Origin of the sequence: Solirubrobacter deserti, from assembly GCF_027587175.1 — a bacterium.
Lineage (GTDB): Bacteria > Actinomycetota > Thermoleophilia > Solirubrobacterales > Solirubrobacteraceae > Solirubrobacter > Solirubrobacter deserti.
In genome coordinates, this window is record NZ_JAPCID010000006.1 from 131,429 (window position 1) to 147,008 (window position 15,580).

Annotated in this window: 21 protein-coding genes; 8 read left to right on the forward strand and 13 right to left on the reverse strand. The window is 72.3% G+C overall.

The genetic code is table 11. The annotated features are described in order from the left end of the window. From OJ962_RS04970 to OJ962_RS05005, 8 genes are all read right to left on the reverse strand, one after another. Positions 1 to 942 (reverse strand): TIGR03557 family F420-dependent LLM class oxidoreductase, encoded by a 942-nt coding sequence (locus OJ962_RS04970; RefSeq protein WP_202953708.1) that lies wholly within the window; start codon positions 940 to 942, stop codon positions 1 to 3. Further along, positions 939 to 1,535, reverse strand: coding sequence for a UdgX family uracil-DNA binding protein (locus tag OJ962_RS04975; protein WP_238931342.1), 597 nt, complete (start codon positions 1,533 to 1,535; stop codon positions 939 to 941). The genes OJ962_RS04970 and OJ962_RS04975 overlap by 4 nt, the downstream gene beginning before the upstream one ends. Beyond that, positions 1,532 to 2,116 (reverse strand): flavodoxin family protein, encoded by a 585-nt coding sequence (locus tag OJ962_RS04980; RefSeq protein WP_202953710.1) that lies wholly within the window; start codon positions 2,114 to 2,116, stop codon positions 1,532 to 1,534. The genes OJ962_RS04975 and OJ962_RS04980 overlap by 4 nt, the downstream gene beginning before the upstream one ends. 9 nt (positions 2,117 to 2,125) lie before the next feature. Next, complete coding sequence (locus OJ962_RS04985; RefSeq protein ID WP_202953711.1) at positions 2,126 to 2,569, reverse strand: VOC family protein; 444 nt, start codon at positions 2,567 to 2,569, stop codon at positions 2,126 to 2,128. Positions 2,570 to 2,578: 9 nt separating this feature from the next. After that, a complete protein-coding gene (locus tag OJ962_RS04990) occupies positions 2,579 to 2,956 on the reverse strand; it encodes a type II toxin-antitoxin system death-on-curing family toxin (protein ID WP_202953712.1) in 378 nt (125 codons plus the stop codon). After that, entirely contained in the window at positions 2,953 to 3,150 is a 198-nt protein-coding gene (locus tag OJ962_RS04995; RefSeq protein ID WP_202953713.1) for a hypothetical protein, read from the reverse strand. Before OJ962_RS04995 ends, OJ962_RS04990 begins: the two co-directional genes overlap by 4 nt. A gap of 82 nt (positions 3,151 to 3,232) precedes the next feature. Then, complete coding sequence (locus OJ962_RS05000) at positions 3,233 to 4,654, reverse strand: TIGR03118 family protein (RefSeq protein ID WP_202953714.1); 1,422 nt, start codon at positions 4,652 to 4,654, stop codon at positions 3,233 to 3,235. A gap of 54 nt (positions 4,655 to 4,708) precedes the next feature. Then, positions 4,709 to 4,957, reverse strand: a complete 249-nt coding sequence (locus OJ962_RS05005; protein ID WP_202953715.1) for a hypothetical protein — start codon at positions 4,955 to 4,957, stop codon at positions 4,709 to 4,711. A gap of 218 nt (positions 4,958 to 5,175) precedes the next feature. Here OJ962_RS05005 and OJ962_RS05010 point away from each other — a divergent pair, with 218 nt between their 5' ends. Continuing rightward, positions 5,176 to 5,340: a hypothetical protein gene (locus tag OJ962_RS05010; protein ID WP_202953716.1), complete on the forward strand. Its 165-nt coding sequence runs from the start codon at positions 5,176 to 5,178 to the stop codon at positions 5,338 to 5,340. Here OJ962_RS05010 and OJ962_RS05015 read toward each other — a convergent pair. Both OJ962_RS05015 and OJ962_RS05020 read right to left on the reverse strand, forming a co-directional pair. Further along, positions 5,333 to 6,553, reverse strand: a complete 1,221-nt coding sequence (locus OJ962_RS05015) for an alpha-hydroxy acid oxidase (RefSeq protein ID WP_202953717.1) — start codon at positions 6,551 to 6,553, stop codon at positions 5,333 to 5,335. The two genes, OJ962_RS05010 and OJ962_RS05015, sit on opposite strands and share 8 nt — an antisense overlap. A gap of 21 nt (positions 6,554 to 6,574) precedes the next feature. Beyond that, complete coding sequence (locus OJ962_RS05020) at positions 6,575 to 8,461, reverse strand: hypothetical protein (RefSeq protein WP_202953718.1); 1,887 nt, start codon at positions 8,459 to 8,461, stop codon at positions 6,575 to 6,577. Positions 8,462 to 8,562: 101 nt separating this feature from the next. On the opposite strand from OJ962_RS05020, the gene OJ962_RS05025 reads away from it, so the two are divergent. From OJ962_RS05025 to OJ962_RS05035, 3 genes are read left to right on the forward strand one after another with little or no spacing between them, the layout of a single operon-like run. Next, on the forward strand, positions 8,563 to 9,015 hold the full coding sequence (locus tag OJ962_RS05025; protein ID WP_202953719.1) for a hypothetical protein: 453 nt from the start codon (positions 8,563 to 8,565) through the stop codon (positions 9,013 to 9,015). Further along, entirely contained in the window at positions 9,012 to 9,308 is a 297-nt protein-coding gene (locus OJ962_RS05030; protein ID WP_202953720.1) for a winged helix-turn-helix domain-containing protein, read from the forward strand. Before OJ962_RS05025 ends, OJ962_RS05030 begins: the two co-directional genes overlap by 4 nt. Positions 9,309 to 9,317: 9 nt before the next feature. Then, on the forward strand, positions 9,318 to 9,671 hold the full coding sequence (locus OJ962_RS05035) for a CFI-box-CTERM domain-containing protein (RefSeq protein ID WP_202953721.1): 354 nt from the start codon (positions 9,318 to 9,320) through the stop codon (positions 9,669 to 9,671). Here OJ962_RS05035 and OJ962_RS05040 read toward each other — a convergent pair. Both OJ962_RS05040 and OJ962_RS05045 read right to left on the reverse strand, forming a co-directional pair. Continuing rightward, positions 9,668 to 10,726 (reverse strand): class I SAM-dependent methyltransferase, encoded by a 1,059-nt coding sequence (locus OJ962_RS05040; protein ID WP_202953722.1) that lies wholly within the window; start codon positions 10,724 to 10,726, stop codon positions 9,668 to 9,670. The two genes, OJ962_RS05035 and OJ962_RS05040, sit on opposite strands and share 4 nt — an antisense overlap. A 2-nt stretch (positions 10,727 to 10,728) precedes the next feature. Then, positions 10,729 to 10,953 carry a hypothetical protein gene (locus tag OJ962_RS05045; RefSeq protein WP_202953723.1) on the reverse strand — a complete coding sequence of 75 codons (225 nt, stop codon included), beginning with the start codon at positions 10,951 to 10,953 and terminating at the stop codon, positions 10,729 to 10,731. A 139-nt stretch (positions 10,954 to 11,092) separates the two neighbouring features. On the opposite strand from OJ962_RS05045, the gene OJ962_RS05050 reads away from it, so the two are divergent. From OJ962_RS05050 to OJ962_RS05065, 4 genes are all read left to right on the forward strand, one after another. After that, the gene (locus OJ962_RS05050; RefSeq protein WP_202953724.1) at positions 11,093 to 11,359 is read left to right on the forward strand and encodes a nickel-binding protein; all 267 of its coding nucleotides are present in this window, start codon (positions 11,093 to 11,095) and stop codon (positions 11,357 to 11,359) included. Continuing rightward, the gene (locus OJ962_RS05055) at positions 11,356 to 13,113 is read left to right on the forward strand and encodes a winged helix-turn-helix domain-containing protein (RefSeq protein WP_202953725.1); all 1,758 of its coding nucleotides are present in this window, start codon (positions 11,356 to 11,358) and stop codon (positions 13,111 to 13,113) included. Before OJ962_RS05050 ends, OJ962_RS05055 begins: the two co-directional genes overlap by 4 nt. Before the next feature lie 45 nt (positions 13,114 to 13,158). After that, a complete protein-coding gene (locus tag OJ962_RS05060; protein ID WP_202953726.1) occupies positions 13,159 to 14,274 on the forward strand; it encodes a hypothetical protein in 1,116 nt (371 codons plus the stop codon). A 72-nt stretch (positions 14,275 to 14,346) separates the two neighbouring features. Continuing rightward, a complete protein-coding gene (locus tag OJ962_RS05065; RefSeq protein ID WP_202953727.1) occupies positions 14,347 to 14,838 on the forward strand; it encodes a MarR family winged helix-turn-helix transcriptional regulator in 492 nt (163 codons plus the stop codon). Here OJ962_RS05065 and OJ962_RS05070 read toward each other — a convergent pair. Then, positions 14,813 to 15,577 (reverse strand): methyltransferase, encoded by a 765-nt coding sequence (locus tag OJ962_RS05070; protein WP_202953728.1) that lies wholly within the window; start codon positions 15,575 to 15,577, stop codon positions 14,813 to 14,815. The two genes, OJ962_RS05065 and OJ962_RS05070, sit on opposite strands and share 26 nt — an antisense overlap. Between the last annotated feature and the right edge of the window lie 3 nt (positions 15,578 to 15,580).

Genomic DNA, 15,580 nt, shown 5'->3' on the forward strand with positions numbered 1-15,580 from the left:
TCAGGCGAACCGCGACAGGACCTCGGGTGCCCAGTCGCGGAAGAACGCGTCCTTGTCCGGGCCGACCTGCTGGACGTAGAGCTCGTCGACGCCCGCCTGCTCGTACTGGCGCAGCGATTCTAGGTGCGTGTCGATGTCGGGCCCCACCGGCGTCTTGATGTGCTCGGCGGTCACGAGCTCGCACGCCTGCTCGAAGTGCTTGGGTGTCGGCAGGATCTGCGCGAGCTCACCCGGCAGGCCCTCATTCGGCCACAGCCGCAGCACGGTCTTGAGCGCCTCCTCCTCCGACGGGCCGTAGCAGACCTTGGTGCCGGCGTGCACCGGGCCCCTGCCGCCCTGGTCCTTGTAGGACTGGATCGAGTCCTTGTCCGGCGACACCGTCACGAACCCGTCGCCGATGCGCGCGGCGACCTCGAGCGCCTTCGGCCCGAACGCGGAGACCAGCACGGGCGGCGGCGCGTCGGGCAGGTCGTACACGCGCGCGTTCTCGACCGTGTAGTGGCGGCCCCGGTGGCTCTGCTGGCCGCCCTGCCAGAGCGTGCGCATCACCTCGACGGCCTCCTCGAGCATCTCCAGCCGCACGTCCGCCTCCGGCCACTTGTCGCCCAGGATGTGCTCGTTGAGCGCCTCGCCCGAGCCGACGCCGAGGTTGAAGCCGCCGGGCAGCAGCACCGAGGAGGTCGCGGCGGCCTGCGCGACCACGGCCGGGTGGACGCGGACGGTCGGGCAGGTCACGCCGGTCGTGACCTTCAGGTCGCAGACCTGGCTGATCGCGCCGATCATCGACCACACGAATCCGCTGTGGCCCTGCTCGTCGTTCCACGGGTGGTAGTGATCGGAGATCCAGAGCGCGTGGAAGCCGGCCTCCTGCGCCTGCTTGGCCTGCTGGACGAGGTCGCGGGGCGAGTTCTCCTCGCTCGAGAGGAAGTAGCCGATCTTCATGGCGTCGGGCCTACCCGGCGCGCGACCTCGCGCAGGTCCTCGACGAAGCCTCGGTACGCCTGCTGACGCGCGTCCTCGTCGCGCTGGCGCAGGATCGAGGACGGGTGCACGGTGACGATGACGACGTCGGCGAGGTCGGACTCCAGCGGCTGGCCGTGGTCCTGCGTGACCTTCACGTGGCGCCCGACGAGCGCCTGCGCCGGCACCGCGCCGAGGCACACGAGCACCTTGGGCTTGACCTCCGCCAGTTCTGCGTCCAGCCACTGGCGGCACGCCTTGATGTGCTCCGCGCGCGGGCGCTCGTGAATGCGGCGCTTGCCGCGCTCGGAGTGGTTGAAGCGCTTGACCGTGTTGGTGACGTAGACGAGCGAGCGGTCGATGCCGGCCTCCTCGAGCGCCTGGTCGAGGAGGCGGCCCGCCGGACCGACGAACGGGTGGCCCTCGCGGTCCTCCTTGTCGCCCGGCTGCTCGCCGACGAACATGACCTGCGCGTCCGCCGCGCCCTCGCCGAAGACGGCCTTGTCGGTGATCTCGTGCAGGCCGCAGGCCGTGCACCGCTGCACATCCTCGCGCAGCTGCGTCAGGTTCGTCATTGCAGCTTGCGCGCCGTCCTGAGCAGGTTCTTCGCGCAGGCTTCGCCGGTGGACGTCGACCACTCCTTCTCCTCGGTGGTGAGCCACTCCTCCTCGCCCGGCCCCGGGCCCTTGTTCCAGTAGGTCCAGTTCTGGCCCGGCAGCGTGTAGCCGATGTCGTTGAGCGCGCCGTTGATCTCGGAGATCACGTGGTGCGCGCCGTCCTCGTTGCCCACGACGACCACGCCCGCGACGCGGTCGTAGGCGATCGGGGTCTCCCCGTCCTCCTTGGTCTCGGAGATGAACGCGTCCATCCGCTCCAGCGCGCGCTTGGACACCGACGACGGCTGCCCGAGCCAGGTGGGGGAGGCCACGAGCAGGATGTCGGCCTTCAGGATGCGCGCACGGATCGCGGGCCACTCGTCACCCTCGGACACGGCCTCAGACACCACGCCCGGGTCGATCTGATGGTCGGCGAGCCGGATCGTGTCGGTCGTGACGCCCTCTTCGCGGAGCGCGCCGAGCACCACCTCGGCGAGCGACTCCGCGTTGGACGGCTCAGGCGATCGCTTCAGCGTGCAAACGAGGCAGGTGGCGTGCATGCACGGTCGCTACCCGCGCTTCGGCGCCTTGAGCCGGGGCTCTTCGCCCGTGACCTCGATCCCGCTCTGCATCAGCTCGATCACGTGCCCGTCCGGGTCGGTGAGGAACACGCGCTTGACGCCGTCCCCGCGTGCGAACACCTCGCCCGGCGGGCGCACGCCCGCAGCGGCCGCCCGCGCGAGCGCCGCGTCCAGGTCGTCCACTTCCAGCGCGAGGTGCGTGCCGTACCCGATCACGACCTCCGCGTGGTCGTAGTCCGGCGTCATCTGCTTCGCCCGCCCGGGCTCGGTCTCGCCGATCAGGTGCAGCTGCTGCTCGCCGACCTGCAGCCACGCGCCGGGCGTGTCGAACGTCGACGGCCGTGGCACCTCGGGCAGGCCCAGCGCGTCGACGTAGAACCGCACCGCCCGCCTGACATCCGATACGAGGAGCCCGCCGTGGTCGATCCGCATGGCGGGAAGTCAACCATCCGCGAAGCGACGGAGCACGTCTGCCATCGCCTCGACGTCGTCGAGCTCTCCGGCGGCGACGGCGATCACGAACTGGTAGGCGTCGTCTTCAACCGGGTCGAGCTCGACACCGTTCTTGGCCAAGAACACGTAGGTCGAGAGCCAGGCGAGACGCTTGTTGCCGTCGATGAGCGGGTGATTGCTCGCCAGCGAATGCAGCAGCGCCGCCGCCTTCGTAAACAGGTCCGGATACGCGTCCTGGCCGAACACGGTGGCGGCCGGCCGGTGAACCGCGGCCTCGAGCAACCCGATGTCGCGGACGTACACCGGTCCGCCGACCGCCTGCCGAGCAATGCGCAGAGCCTGCTCGACCGTCAGGTGACGGGTCACTCGCCGAGCCGGCGCAAAAGGTTCGCGAAGCGCTCGGCACCGCGGGCCGCGAGTTCGTCCGTCAGCTCGTCGTCCGCCGTCCGCAGCAGGTACTCATCGACGGCGCTCAACGCCACCTGCTGCATGCTGCGCCCTTCCTTCTCGGCGCGAGCGCGAAGCGCCTCAGCCTGCTGGTCGGAAAGACGGAGGTTCATCGCCACAGGCCAATGGTACCGATCTGGTACCGCCTCGTGCCGCCGCGGACGTCGATGCGTCCGCGGCGGCCCTCTCTCCGGGCTAGGGGTTGGTCGTGGACAGCGTGAAGGTCAGCGTCCGCGAGTACGTGCCGGTGCGCAGCGCGTCGTTGGCGCCGATCGGCTGGGTGAACGTGACCGTCACCGGGTCGTTGGACACGGGCGCGGTCCAGGTCGACTTCGACAGAGAAACCTGCAGCGGCTGCGGCAGCGCGAACGCGCCGTTGGTCAGCGGGCCCGGGTTGTCGACGCTGAGCGTCGCGTCGCCGGCCGTCGAGATCACGTTCGCCGTGGCGGTCGTGGTGTAGGTGGCCGCGACGCCCGGGACGAACGGGCCGAGCGGCGCGGGGGTGCTGAGCGTGAGCGAGAGCGTTGCGGGGACGGTCGCCGAGACGTCGAGCGGGTTGGGCATGATGCGGCCGAGCACGCCTTCGCTCTCGCCCATCGGGCCCGCGGTGTAGTAGAGCCAGTTGCGCGGGCCGCTGTTGGCGTTGCCGTTGCCGAACTGCAGCGCCCACAGGCCGGGGAGGACGAGCGGGTCCCCGGCCGTGTTGTTGAGGAAGCCGCTGTGCGTCCAGGTGCCGTCCGGGTTCTCGTGGAAGGCGTTGATGCGCCCGCCGCCGAAGTTGCCGATCAGCAGGTCACCGGCGAACGCGCCGAAGTTCGCGTGTGCGAGCGCGGTGCCCCACGGCGCGTTGAGCACCCCGCCCGGGCTCGCGATGCGCGCGAGGAAGTTGCCGGACAGATCGAACGCGTTCACCACGCCGAGGCCCGCGCCGCGCCGCTCGCGGTACGGGACCGCCGCCGGGTCGGCGGGCTGCTGGGCGTAGGTGACGATGATGCGGTTGCCGACGGTCTGCACGCCGTAGGCGCCGTAGCCCCCGGGGAGGTTCGGGTCCACGAACGCACCGGGCGCGTCGATCAGGCCCCACTGGGCGTTGACCATGTCGATCCGGTTGTTGCGCAGGTCGGCGACGTACAGTCGCGGCGCGCCGGCGACCGTCGCCAGCGCCATCCCGGTGTAGACGGCGCCGGGACGGGTGAGCTGGCGCACGCCGTTGTTGTTGGGCACGCCGCCGCGCCACGAGTAGAGCTCACCGCCGAGCGTGCTGAAGATGAAGGCCGCGGGGTTACCGAGCGTGAGGAAGTTGCCCGCGCCCGCGCCGGTCGTGATGCCGGTCGGCCCGCCCGGCACGGTCACCACCGTGTTGTTGACGGCGCCGCTCGCGGGCACGATCGTCGAGGTGTTCGAGCGCTCGTTCGCCGGCCACCACGGCGACGTCGCGCTCGCCGCCAGGCCCCACGGGTTGCGCAGGTTCGGATCGGCTCGGTCCGCGGCGATCTTCGCCGTGTCGCTCGAGACGATGTTGTGCACGGCGTAGCGGTCGCTCGGCTGTGCGTGGGCGGCACTCGCCCATGCGAGCCCGGCCAGGATCACCGTCGCCGTCAGGCCCTTCTTGCGCATCAGACCCTCCTCCTTGGCGTTCAGAGGGCAGTACGCGCGAAGGCGCGCGGACGTTCAGCTGGAGCTGACGCCCTGCAGGCGAATCCCGCGCGTGGTGTCCGCGCGCAGCGTCGTGGGGATCTTGCCGGGGTTCACCGGCTTGAGGTGCTCGCGCCGCTCGGGCCGCGGCGTCGTGTCCGCGCGTGCGGAGGCCGGACCGAGGAACGGCGCGCTGGAGGCGAGCGTCACGGCCGCCACAGCGGCGGGCAGCAGACGACGGAAGCGGCGGTCGGGGCGGCGCTGGTGCAGGGAGTCGTTCGTCATGTGGCCAGCTTCGGCGCCGCGCGTGGGAAGAACCTGCGTGAAGCCTGGGAGTTTCCTAAAGAGGGACAGTCCCTCTTTAGCAACAGATGTCGCGTTTTGAGGTCCCTGGGACGGACCGTTGGTCGAGGGGCGTGCGCGCACTGGACTCCCCCCGGCTGGGGGGTCCTGCCCCGGGCAACCGCGAAACCGCCGGGGGGTGCTTCATGTTGTGAAGGGTGATGGCTCACGAGACTCCCCACCAGGCGCCGTCCACGACTGACGTGCCGCCGTTCCCCCACCACCTTGCACTCGCGCCGACCTCGCTCGAGGCCGCGGACCGATTGAACGCCGACCCGCCCGCCGCTGCGCCGCGCTGGCAGCCCGAGGAAGGCGACTTCAGCTGACCGCGTCGCGGCCGATCTCGGCCGCCCGCGGGTACCCGGCGAGCGCGAGCGCCACGCGCAGCTCGGCCTCCAGGATCGAGAACGCGCGGCGGGCGCCCGCCTCGCCGGCGGCGCCCAGCCCGTACATCAGCGCCCGCCCGATCAGCACCGCGCGGGCCCCGAGCGCGAGCGCCTTGACGATGTCCGTGCCGCGCCGGATGCCGCTGTCGAGGTAGACCTCCGCGCGGCCTGAGACGGCGTCCGCGATCGCGGGCAGCGCCTCGATGGCCGCGGCCGCGCCGTCGAGCTGGCGCCCGCCGTGGTTAGAGACCACGATCGCGTCGGCGCCGTGCTCGACGCAGCGCAGTGCGTCGTCGGCGCGCATGACGCCCTTGACGATCACCGGCCCCTTCCAGCGGGAGCGCAGGTCGGCGAGATCGTCCCAGGTCACGGTCGGGTCGAACGAGCGGTTGACGGCGCTGGCCAGCGTGGCGGTCGCCGACCCCTCCCAGCCGAGATTGGCCGGCACCATCCGTGGGTGGGCGACGAAGCCGGCGCTCCAGCGCGGGTGCGTGACGCCTTGCGCGAGCGTCTTGAGGGAGATCCGGGGCGGGACCGAGAAGCCGTTGCGCACGTCGCGCTCGCGCACCCCCGCGACCTGCACGTCGACGGTCAGCATCAGCGCCTCGTAGCCGTGCTCGGCCGCGCGCGCCAGCAGCGAGTCCACGAGCCCGCGGTCGCTCATCACGTACAGCTGGAACCAGCGCCGCCCGTCCGAAGCCGCCGCGACCTCCTCGATCGTGCACGACGCCATCGTCGAGAGCGTCGTGATCGTCCCGGCGGCGTGCGCGGCCCGCGCGATCGCCATCTCACCCTCCGGGTGCTGGAGCCCGGTCAGCCCGGTCGGCGCGGCGATGATCGGCAGCGCGATTTCCCCGCCGAGCACGCTCGTGCGCAGGTCGATCTCCGACACGTCCGTGAGCGCCTTCGGGTGCAGCGTGACGTCCTCGAAGGCGCTGATGTTGCGCCGCGCCGTCACCTCGTCCCAGGCGGCGCCGTCCGCGTAGTCGAAGATCGGCCTCGGCACGGAGCGCTTCGCGGCCGCGCGCAACTCGGCGATCGTGCGGCAGCGCGCCGCGCGGCCCTCGTCCGACAACCGCTGCCGCACACGCCCGGGAGCGGTGGCCAGGTCGGCCCGCAGTTGCTGCGCGGCGAGGTCGAGGAGCGCGTTCACACCCGCCTCATACCCGGATCCTCAGCGCACGCGCACGAACCGGCGCTCCTCACCGAGCAGCGTTGCGACCCAGCGCACGCCCTGCGCGGGAAGGCTGACCGTGAACTGACGGCGGCCCGAAGACCCGATCAACGACGACGTCATCGTCAACGGCTCGACGTTGCCGCGCCGGTCGAACCCGCCCACGGCGAAGAACGCTCCATCCGGCAGCTTGAACTCCGAACGCACGGTCACGCGGATGCGGGACCCGCGCCGCTCCGCGCGCACGGCGTCGACCCGCAACAGCCGGTACTGGCGGCGGCCGTGGAGCCGATAGGTGGTGGTCCAGGTCCGGCTGCGGCGCCCGTCGAGCGCGCCGACGGTGAACCGCACCCGCACGGGACCCACCCGCCGCGGCGCGACGAAGTCCCGAAGCCGCAGACGACCAGAGCGGGCGGACGTCAGACGGGCGGAATCCTCGTACGCGTGCCGGTTGATCACCTGGGCGCGGATCTCGCACGGCCCGCTGCAGCGGAACGGCAGGACGAGGTCGCCGGTGACGCGGCTGGGCGGCGGCGTCACGCGCACATCGGGAATCGGCGTGGTGTCGGCGGGCGCATCCGTCAGCAGCCGCAGGCGGTGGGCGTTGCGCATGTCGGGCGCGTCGATCCACGCGAGCGCGACCTTGCCGTCGGCGAGCGGCACCGGGAACGCGTCCCAGGCGTCGCTGAGCTCACCGCCGACGGTCTGCCGCACGCCGGTCCCCGGGCCGAGCGGAAACGTCAACAGGTTGGCGGCGCGCGTGTGCCCGCGTGGGCCGGACCAGCCCAACAGAGCGATACCGTGCGCGATCGACGCGTTCACGCGGGCGCCGCCGAAGCCCCAGGTGTCGGCGGGCAAGGGCTGCGTGGCGCCGACCACCGCCGTCCAGACGTCGTACTCGAGGCGCCGGTCCGCCGAGGCGGCGGGCAACTCCGAGCTGAAGGCGCCGCCGCCGCGACGGATGGCGGCGCTCACGCCGCCGAGCCCGGTGCCGCTCCAGGCGATCATCGCCTGGCCGTCCGGCCCGAGCGCCGTCGCCGCGCGTGTGCCCAGCGGGTCATTGACGTTCGCGACGGTCGCGGGCACTCCGAATGGCGTCCCGGCGGTGCGCTCGAGCACGCGCACACGCCGCGGGTCCGCCAGCGCGAGCAGGGCGCGTCCGTCGGGCGTCATCGCGAGCGCGCCGGTGGAGTAGCCGGTCTGCTCGCCGACGGTCACCGGGGTGCCGAACGCGCCGGTCGCCGGCGCGATCGCGACCTTGACGTCCGTGCGATGCGGCGGGCGCTCCGGCGGCAGGCCGCTCCAGGCGACGACCGCCTCACCGCCGTTCGCGATCCCAGCCGCGAACCAGCCGGTCTCACCTGACGCCCGGGCCGGCTCATCCGGACGGTCCGCGAGCCTCACCGGGGTGCCGAACGCGCCGCCGGCGAGGCGGCGGGCCGCGTACAACACGTCCCTGCGGCCTTCGCCTCCCTGCTCCCAGACGACGAGCGCGTCGCCCGCCTCAGACACCGCCACCGCAGCGCGGCCGCTCTGGAGGTAGCCGCCACCCGGGAAGCGCGTCGGCTCGCCCCACGTGCCGCCCGGCGCGCGGAGGTACGCGAGCGTGCCGCTGTCGCCGGGGACGGCGAGCACCGCGGCGCCGTTGGGCTGGGAAGCCGCGACCGCGCAGCCCGCGACCGGGTGGTCGAACTGGATCGTGTGCCCGCGCTGCAGCCTTGTCTGCGTCGCGCTGACGAGCTGAACCGCCTCCCGGTTGGCCGAGCCGGTCGTGACGACGATCTCGCCCGGGAAGCCGGTGGGCGCCTCGCAGCCCGGCCGGACGCCGGTCACGGTGAGCGGGGGCACCTCGGCGGCGGACGCAGAGACCGGTGCGACAAAGGCCATAAGAACGGCGAGGCTAAGTGCGCGCATGTGGCGCCGAGGGTAGTGAGCGGCGCCGTGCCATAAGTTGCCAACTTGGAAACTGATGCCCTACGCTTTCCGTCATGGAAAGTTATCGAGAGGCCCTTGCCGTCGCGGAGCGCGCCGGAGCCGCGCCGTACATCGACTATCCGGCGACGCCGAAGTGGTATCCGGCCGCCGCCGGCGCCTGGTTCGCGGCGCTGATCCTGGCGTGTCATGGCGCGTCCGAGCGCCCGGCGGTCTTCATCCCGCTGCTGGTGGCGCTGATCGGCGCCGAGTTTGCGTTCATCGCCTGGTACCGCCGCCGCTGGCAGACGTGGCCGTCGCTGCGCCACGCGCCGAAGGAGATTGCATCCGCCTACCGGCGCTACTTCCTCGTCGTCGTGCCGGCGTTCGCGGCCGGCATCGCGCTCTACGCGTTCGTGGGGCCGTTCGTGGCCGCCGCGTTCGCGTTCGTGGTGGTCACGGCCGGGCTCGCGGCCTACGAGCGCCTGTACCGCGACGCGGCCGACGCGACACGGCGCCGGCTGGCATGACGATCGAGCTCACCGGACTCGACCCGGTGATCCACGCGCCCAAGCGCCTGGCGGCGATGGCGATCCTCGCCAACGCCCAGAGCGCCGACTTCGGCTTCCTGCGCGCGCAGCTCGACATCGCGGACTCGGACCTGTCCAAGCAGATGGCGACGCTCGAGAAGGCCGGGTACGTGACCGTGCGCAAGAGCGGCCACGGGCGCGGCGGCGTGACCACCTATCGCATCACCAAAGCGGGCAAGGCCGCGTTCCAGCGCCACGTCGCGACTTTGCGCGCGATCACGGAAGGCGCATAGGATCGCCCCATGAGCTCCAAGCGGCGCAAGCAGCAGCACCACTTCCACATCGGCCGCAAGAAGAAGCGCAAGCGCGACCGCTTCGACAGCGACTGCTGCTGCATCGTGGGCGAGGTGTTCGACGGCCCGTGCTTCGTCGCGACCGCCGCGCACGGCAGCGCGGCGGCCGAGCCGGTCCGGACGCTGCGCGCATACCGCGATCAGCGGCTCGCGCGCAGCTATCCAGGGCGCGTGTTCACGAAGGTCTACTACCGCTACGGCCGCTACGGCGCGCGCTTGCTCCGCGCCTTCCCGGTGTTCAGGCCGCTCGTGCGGCTCGCGTTGCGCCCGCTCGTGGCCTACGCGCGCACGCGGGTTCGCTAGCGCGCTTCCAGCACCATGTTGAGCGGGGTCTCGGCCACGCGCCGCACCTGCTCGAAGCCGGCCTCGCGCAGGACCGCCGCGATCGCGGCCTCGCCGGCCTGCGTGCCAAGCCCGGCGCGGCCCGGCTGGGACAGCGAGCCCGGGGTGCAGCACATGGTCGAGAAGCCGTAGTACATGCGCCCGACCGGGTTCAGGTTGTCCTCGACCGTGTCGCCCGCGACCGGCTCCACGAGCACGCAGGTGCCGCCCGGCGCGAGCGCGGCGCGCGCCTGGCGGGCCGCGGCGAGCGGGTCGCCGAGGTCGTGGAAGGAGTCGAAGAACGCGACCACGTCGAAGCCGGTGCCCGTGTAGTCGGCGGCGCCGGCGACCTCGAACGTGACGCGGTCGGCGACCCCGGCGTGCTCGGCCCGGCGCCGCGCGATCTCGATCGAGCCCGCGTGGTAGTCGAACCCGACGAAGCGCGAGGCGGGGTAGGCCTGCGCGAGCAGGATGGTTGAGGCGCCGTGGCCGCAGCCGACGTCGGCGACGTACGCACCCGCCTCGAGCTTGTCCACGACGCCGTCGAGCGCCGGCAGCCACTCGGCCACCAGGTGCGTGCGGTACGCGACCGCGAACGCGCGCTCGGTGCCGTGCCAGAGGTCGTGCGAGTGCTCGTGCCAGCCGACGCCGCCGCCGTCGACGAAGCGCTCGGCCAGCGCCTTGCGCACGCCGACGACGGCGTTCGCGGACTGGAACGAGCCCGTCGCCAGGAACGGCGAGGTCTCGTCCGCCAGCACGAGCGCATGCTCGAGCGGCAGGGAGTAGCGGCCGTCGGCGTACTCGACGTAGCCGGACGCGGCCTGGACGTTGAGCCACTCGCGCACGTAGCGCTCCAGCGTGCCCGTGCGGCTCGCCAGCTCGGCGGGGGAGACCGGCTCGCCGTCGGCCATCGCGCGGTACAGGCCCAGCTCGTCGCCGAGCGTGACCAGCGCGACGTTCATGGCCGCGCCGATCTCGGTGGCCACGAGCCCGAAGAACGCCTCGAGCTTGGCCTCGTCGATGTTCGTCGTGGCCATGCTCAGGCCTCGCACTGGCGGTAGTACTTGGGCCACGCGTACTCGTTCCACCAGTACGACGCGGCCTCCCAGCCGAAGAACCGCTCGATGATGCGGAACTCGCGCTCGATGCGCTCCAGCTTGCGGTCGCAGCGGTCGGGATGAGCGGCCATGGCGGGCGACGCGACACCCAGGGTCGCGGTCGCGATCAGGGAGGCGAGGACGGCTCGCCGGCGATTCCGTGTCATGCCGAGCATGGTCGGTCCGCGCGGCCCGCGCCTCGTGGCGAGTTCCTTAGCGCTTTCTGAGCGAGGTTCGGGGAACCGCCGCCAACTCGGGAGCCAGCGCGATATCGCGACCGTGCGCACCGGGTTAGCGTCGCGCGCAATGAACCTCTACCTCGTCTCCCGCCGCCGCGCCTGGTTGTCCGAGGAGGAGCTCGCCGCCACCGCCGACTGCACGCCCGCCGTGCTCGGCATCTTCGACGGCGCCGTCCGCTGGGTGCGTTCCTACGTCTTCGAGGAGGCCGACGGCGCGTTCAGCGCCGACTGCGTCTACGAGGCCGAGAGCGTCGAGCGGCTGGAGGAGTACTTCGACGCGATGATGCTGCCGGCGGACGAGATCCGGCAGGTCGACCGGTTCGCGGCGGCGTGAACTTCGGGGCGCTGCTGGCCAAGCGCGCGCTGATCGGCCGCGACGACGAGCTGGCCGCGCTGCGCACCCTCCACGAGCCCGGAGGCCCGCTGGTGGCGGTCGTCCACGGCGTCGCCGGCTCGGGCAAGTCGGCGCTGATCCGGGCGTTCGCTGCCGAGCACGAGCACGCGACGATCGTCGACGGCCGCGCGATCGAGCCGACGCCGGCGGGGTTCGAGCAGGCCGCCGGGCGCCATCCGCGGCTCCTCGTCATCGACACCTTCGAGCGCCTGCGCCTGCTCGACGACTGGCTGCGCCACACCTACTTCCCGTCGCTGCCCGCGGACACCCGGGTCGTGATCGCCGCGCGCGACGCGCCGGGCGCCGTCTGGCGTGCGACGTTCGGCGAGTACCTGCGCGTGATCCCGCTCGGCCCGCTCGCGCCCGCCGACGCCGCCGCGGTGCTCGAGGGCGTCGGCTTGGACCCGCAGCAGGCCGTCGAAGTCAACCGCTTCGTACGGGGCCACCCGCTGTCGTTGCAGCTCGCGGCGTCCGCGGTCAAGGAGCATCCGGACGCGGTCATCCCGACCGTCACGCAGGAGCTCGCCGCGCTCTACCTCGACGGCCTCGACCCGGAGACGCGAGCCGCCCTGGACCGCGCGTGCGTCCTGCGCCGCGTCACGCGCAGCCTGCTGCCCGACGGGTTCGACCGGCTCGCCACGCTGCCGTTCGTCGAGCTCACCCCCGAGGGCCTGGTCATCCACGACACCGTGCGCGAGGCCGTCTCCGCGCTGCTGAAGGCCACCGATCCCGTCCGCCACCGCGAGCACCGTGCCGCGGCCTGGCGCCAGATCCGCCACGAGCTCCCGGACGGCGGCTGGGCCTCGATCGCGGACATGATCGCGCTCGTCGAGGAGCCGCTCGTGCGCGAGGCGTTCTTCCCGAGCGCCGTCCAGCACTACGCGGTCGAGACGGCCCGGCCGAGCGACCGCGACGCGATCCTGAAGATCGTCGCCCGTCACCATCCTGGGCCGACGACGGCGCTGCTCAGCGACTGGTGGGACGCCGTCCCCGACGCCTTCCGCGTCGCGCGCGCCCCGCGCGGGACCGTCGTCGCGTTCGCGGTCCTGTGCGACCTGCGCCGGATCCCCCAGGGCCTGTTCCTGCGCGACCCGGTCTGCCAGGCCTGGCGGGCGCACCTGCGCGCGCACCCCGTGCCGAAGGGCCAGCGCGTCCTCGCGGCGCGTGTCGCGCTCGCCCACGGCACGGGCTCGGCGCCGTCGCCGTGCTTCAGCGCACTGCTGCGCGACGTCGAGCGCGAGCGGCTGGAGGGCGTGGTCCGGCGCGTCTACGCCGTCTCCGGCGGCGCCGAGCTCGATGAGCAACTGGAGCCGCTCGGCTACCTGCCGATCGACGGCGGCGCGACGGTCTGCGACCTGGGCGCGGAGTCCGTCGCGGGCTGGCTGTCGGAACTGGCCGCGCGCGACCTCCCGGTGCGGAAGACCGCGCTCGACCCCGAGGCGCGCGAGCTCACGCTGGACGGGCGGACCGTCGCGCTCACGAAGCTCGAATGTGCGGTCCTGCGCTACCTGCAGGAGCGTCAGGGCCAGGTCGTCCCGCGGGCGGCCCTGCTTCACGACGTCTGGGGCTACGAGTGGGCCGGCGGCGCGAACGCCGTCGACGTGGCGATCTGCGGCCTGCGGCGCAAGCTCGGCGAGCACGCCAAGCGCCTGGAGACCGTGCGGGGCGTCGGGTTCCGGATGGTGCCGCTCTAACAAGAAATCCCCACCGGTCCGCTCGACCCATTAGGCTCGCCGCCGATGAGGAGAGTGGTCGGTTGTGCGGCGCTGATGATCGCGCTGTGGGCGGCGCCGTCGGCGCACGCGGCGTTCAAGCCGGTGGCCGCGGCCACCGGAGTCACCCCGGGGTTCGCCGTCGGGGCTGACGTCAAGGGCGGCGTCTTGCGCACGCTGCGCATCGACAGCACGGGCGCGGGCGTGATCAAGTGGCGCTGCTCGGGCCCGTGCCGCCGGACGGGCGGGCCGCCGGAGCGAATCACGCACCCCAAGGGCGCGACCGTCATCCACCGCCTCAACCTGCGGATGCTCAAGGGCACGTCGCTGATGATCGACGTCGTCGTGCCGAGCGGGCAGAGCCGGTTCCTGCGAGTCGCCGCGCGCAACCGGCGCCCGGTTGTGACCGCAGCCGGCTGCCTCGACGGGCAGGGCCGCCGCGGTGCGTGCCCCGCGCCGGTGACGCTGCCGTCGCCGCCGGGTCCCGGCCCGTCCGCTCCGGTACCGCCCGCGGCCACGCCGGCCGCCACGGTCACGCCCGAGCCGACGATCATGCCCCCGCCGACGGTCGCTCCGCCCGTCAACAACCCGGACGGAGCGCTCGAGAAGGTCACGCGCGTGGGCACGAGCCACGCGCGCGTCTCCGGCTGGGCGAGCGACGCCGACGTGGCGAGCGCGGCTATCACGGTGCGCTCGCTGGTAGAGGGCGCGCCCGCCGCGGAGGCGGCCGCCGGGCTTGTCCACGCCCAGTTCTCCGGGCACGGCTTCAACTTCCTCGTCCCGATCGACGACCGGCGCCGGAACATCTGCGTCGTTGCGGTGAACGTCGGCGGCGGAAGCGATCGACTCCTGCGAGGTTGCCGCGCGGTGCCGGAATTGGCCGACCTCAATGACGACGGCTACGTCGGGTGCGTGGACCAGCAGCGCCTCCTTGCGCGCTACGGCCAGAACGGGGTGGAGCTGCCCGAGGACCTCAACAACAACGGCACGGTCGAGATCATGGACCTATCGATGCTGCTCAGCCGCTTCCGGCCGCCGCCGGCCGAGCCGAAGTGCCCGTCGCTCAATACCAGCGCATACGGGGCATCGGCTCGGGATCGCGGGGATAGGTCTGCCGCGGGGCGGGCCGGCGGCGTCGCATGAACTTGAACATGGATAGCATCCTAGTACATATCTTCCTAGGAAGCAATATCCCGCGACGATAATCTTTCGGCGATGCGCGACAGCGTCGATGACATCCTCGACCAGTGGGCCCGCGAGCGGCCCGATCTCGACGCGACGCCGATCGGCGTGATCGGCCGCATGTCGCGGCTGGCGCGGGCGCTGGAGGCGCGGCTGGAACCCGTCTACGCCGAACACGGGCTCGAGCCCGGCTGGCACGACCTGCTGGCCACGCTGCGCCGTCAGGGCCCGCCGTTCAAGCTGCGCCCGACCGACCTCACGCACTCGTCCATGCTCACGTCGTCCGGCACCACCAAGCGCCTGGACAAGCTCGAGGCGGCCGGCCTGATCGCGCGCGAGCCCGACCCCAACGACCGCCGCGGCACGCTGATCGCGCTCACGGACAAGGGCCGGAAGCTCGTCGACGATGTCACCGGCCCGCACCTCGCCAACGAGGCGCGGCTGCTGGAGCCGCTGAGCCAGGCGGAGCGCGAACAGCTCGCCGGGCTCCTGCGCAAGCTCAATCTCGGTCTGCCACCGCTTTGAAGAACGTGTAGCTGAACGTTTCGGTCGCGGCCAGGTCGGCGATGCCGCGGTCGAAACGGTCGGCGTCGATCAACCCGCCGGCCAGCGCCGGCTCGCGCACGCCCTCGATCATCGCCGTGAACGTCTTGAGCGTGAAGGCGTCGACCAGCTCCGGCTTGCTCGCGTCGACGTAGACCATGCGCGGCGACACGCGCACGCTGCCGAACCCGGCCTCGGACACCAGCGGGTACAGCCGCCGGCCGATCTTCGCGTCCCCGCTCTGGAGCTTTATGAGGCAGTCGATGGCGTCGTTGGCGGCGTCGCTCTCGGGATGGAAGTAGGCCGAGCCGTGGTCACCCTCGATCACGGTGATCGTGCCGCCGGGCCGCAGCAGGGTCCGCAGGCGGCGCAGCGCCGCGTACGGGTCGCGCAGGTGCTCGAGCACGAAGCACACGAAGATGTGGTCGAACGGCTCGGCCCGGAACGAGAACAGGTCGGCCTGCTCGAAGGTGACGTTGGGCGCGGTCACCCGCTCACGCGCGACCGCGAGCGACTGGGGCGAGATCTCGATGCTGGTGATCTGCGCTTCGGGCGAGTTCGCCGCGAGCGTGATCGTCTGCGCGCCGACCCCGCAGCCCGCCTCCAGCACGCGGCTGCCGGCCGGATACGCGGTGTCGTGGTGCAGCAGCTCGACGAGCGCGCCCGCCTGGTCGTTGAGGCGCTCGCTCTCGCGCTCCGCGTATCCGTGGACGTAGGCCATGGC

What these genes read in the sequence shown, in the direction of transcription:
- OJ962_RS04970 (WP_202953708.1), bottom strand. Translation starts at nt 942, where the DNA reads ATGAAGATCGGCTACTTCCTCTCGAGCGAGGAGAACTCGCCCCGCGAC.
- OJ962_RS04975 (WP_238931342.1), bottom strand. Translation starts at nt 1,535, where the DNA reads ATGACGAACCTGACGCAGCTGCGCGAGGATGTGCAGCGGTGCACGGCC.
- OJ962_RS04980 (WP_202953710.1), bottom strand. Translation starts at nt 2,116, where the DNA reads ATGCACGCCACCTGCCTCGTTTGCACGCTGAAGCGATCGCCTGAGCCG.
- OJ962_RS04985 (WP_202953711.1), bottom strand. Translation starts at nt 2,569, where the DNA reads ATGCGGATCGACCACGGCGGGCTCCTCGTATCGGATGTCAGGCGGGCG.
- OJ962_RS04995 (WP_202953713.1), bottom strand. Translation starts at nt 3,150, where the DNA reads ATGAACCTCCGTCTTTCCGACCAGCAGGCTGAGGCGCTTCGCGCTCGC.
- OJ962_RS05000 (WP_202953714.1), bottom strand. Translation starts at nt 4,654, where the DNA reads ATGCGCAAGAAGGGCCTGACGGCGACGGTGATCCTGGCCGGGCTCGCA.
- OJ962_RS05005 (WP_202953715.1), bottom strand. Translation starts at nt 4,957, where the DNA reads ATGACGAACGACTCCCTGCACCAGCGCCGCCCCGACCGCCGCTTCCGT.
- OJ962_RS05010 (WP_202953716.1), top strand. Translation starts at nt 5,176, where the DNA reads ATGGCTCACGAGACTCCCCACCAGGCGCCGTCCACGACTGACGTGCCG.
- OJ962_RS05020 (WP_202953718.1), bottom strand. Translation starts at nt 8,461, where the DNA reads ATGGCCTTTGTCGCACCGGTCTCTGCGTCCGCCGCCGAGGTGCCCCCG.
- OJ962_RS05025 (WP_202953719.1), top strand. Translation starts at nt 8,563, where the DNA reads ATGGAAAGTTATCGAGAGGCCCTTGCCGTCGCGGAGCGCGCCGGAGCC.
- OJ962_RS05030 (WP_202953720.1), top strand. Translation starts at nt 9,012, where the DNA reads ATGACGATCGAGCTCACCGGACTCGACCCGGTGATCCACGCGCCCAAG.
- OJ962_RS05035 (WP_202953721.1), top strand. Translation starts at nt 9,318, where the DNA reads ATGAGCTCCAAGCGGCGCAAGCAGCAGCACCACTTCCACATCGGCCGC.
- OJ962_RS05040 (WP_202953722.1), bottom strand. Translation starts at nt 10,726, where the DNA reads ATGGCCACGACGAACATCGACGAGGCCAAGCTCGAGGCGTTCTTCGGG.
- OJ962_RS05045 (WP_202953723.1), bottom strand. Translation starts at nt 10,953, where the DNA reads ATGACACGGAATCGCCGGCGAGCCGTCCTCGCCTCCCTGATCGCGACC.
- OJ962_RS05050 (WP_202953724.1), top strand. Translation starts at nt 11,093, where the DNA reads ATGAACCTCTACCTCGTCTCCCGCCGCCGCGCCTGGTTGTCCGAGGAG.
- OJ962_RS05060 (WP_202953726.1), top strand. Translation starts at nt 13,159, where the DNA reads ATGAGGAGAGTGGTCGGTTGTGCGGCGCTGATGATCGCGCTGTGGGCG.
- OJ962_RS05065 (WP_202953727.1), top strand. Translation starts at nt 14,347, where the DNA reads ATGCGCGACAGCGTCGATGACATCCTCGACCAGTGGGCCCGCGAGCGG.
- OJ962_RS05070 (WP_202953728.1), bottom strand. Translation starts at nt 15,577, where the DNA reads ATGGCCTACGTCCACGGATACGCGGAGCGCGAGAGCGAGCGCCTCAAC.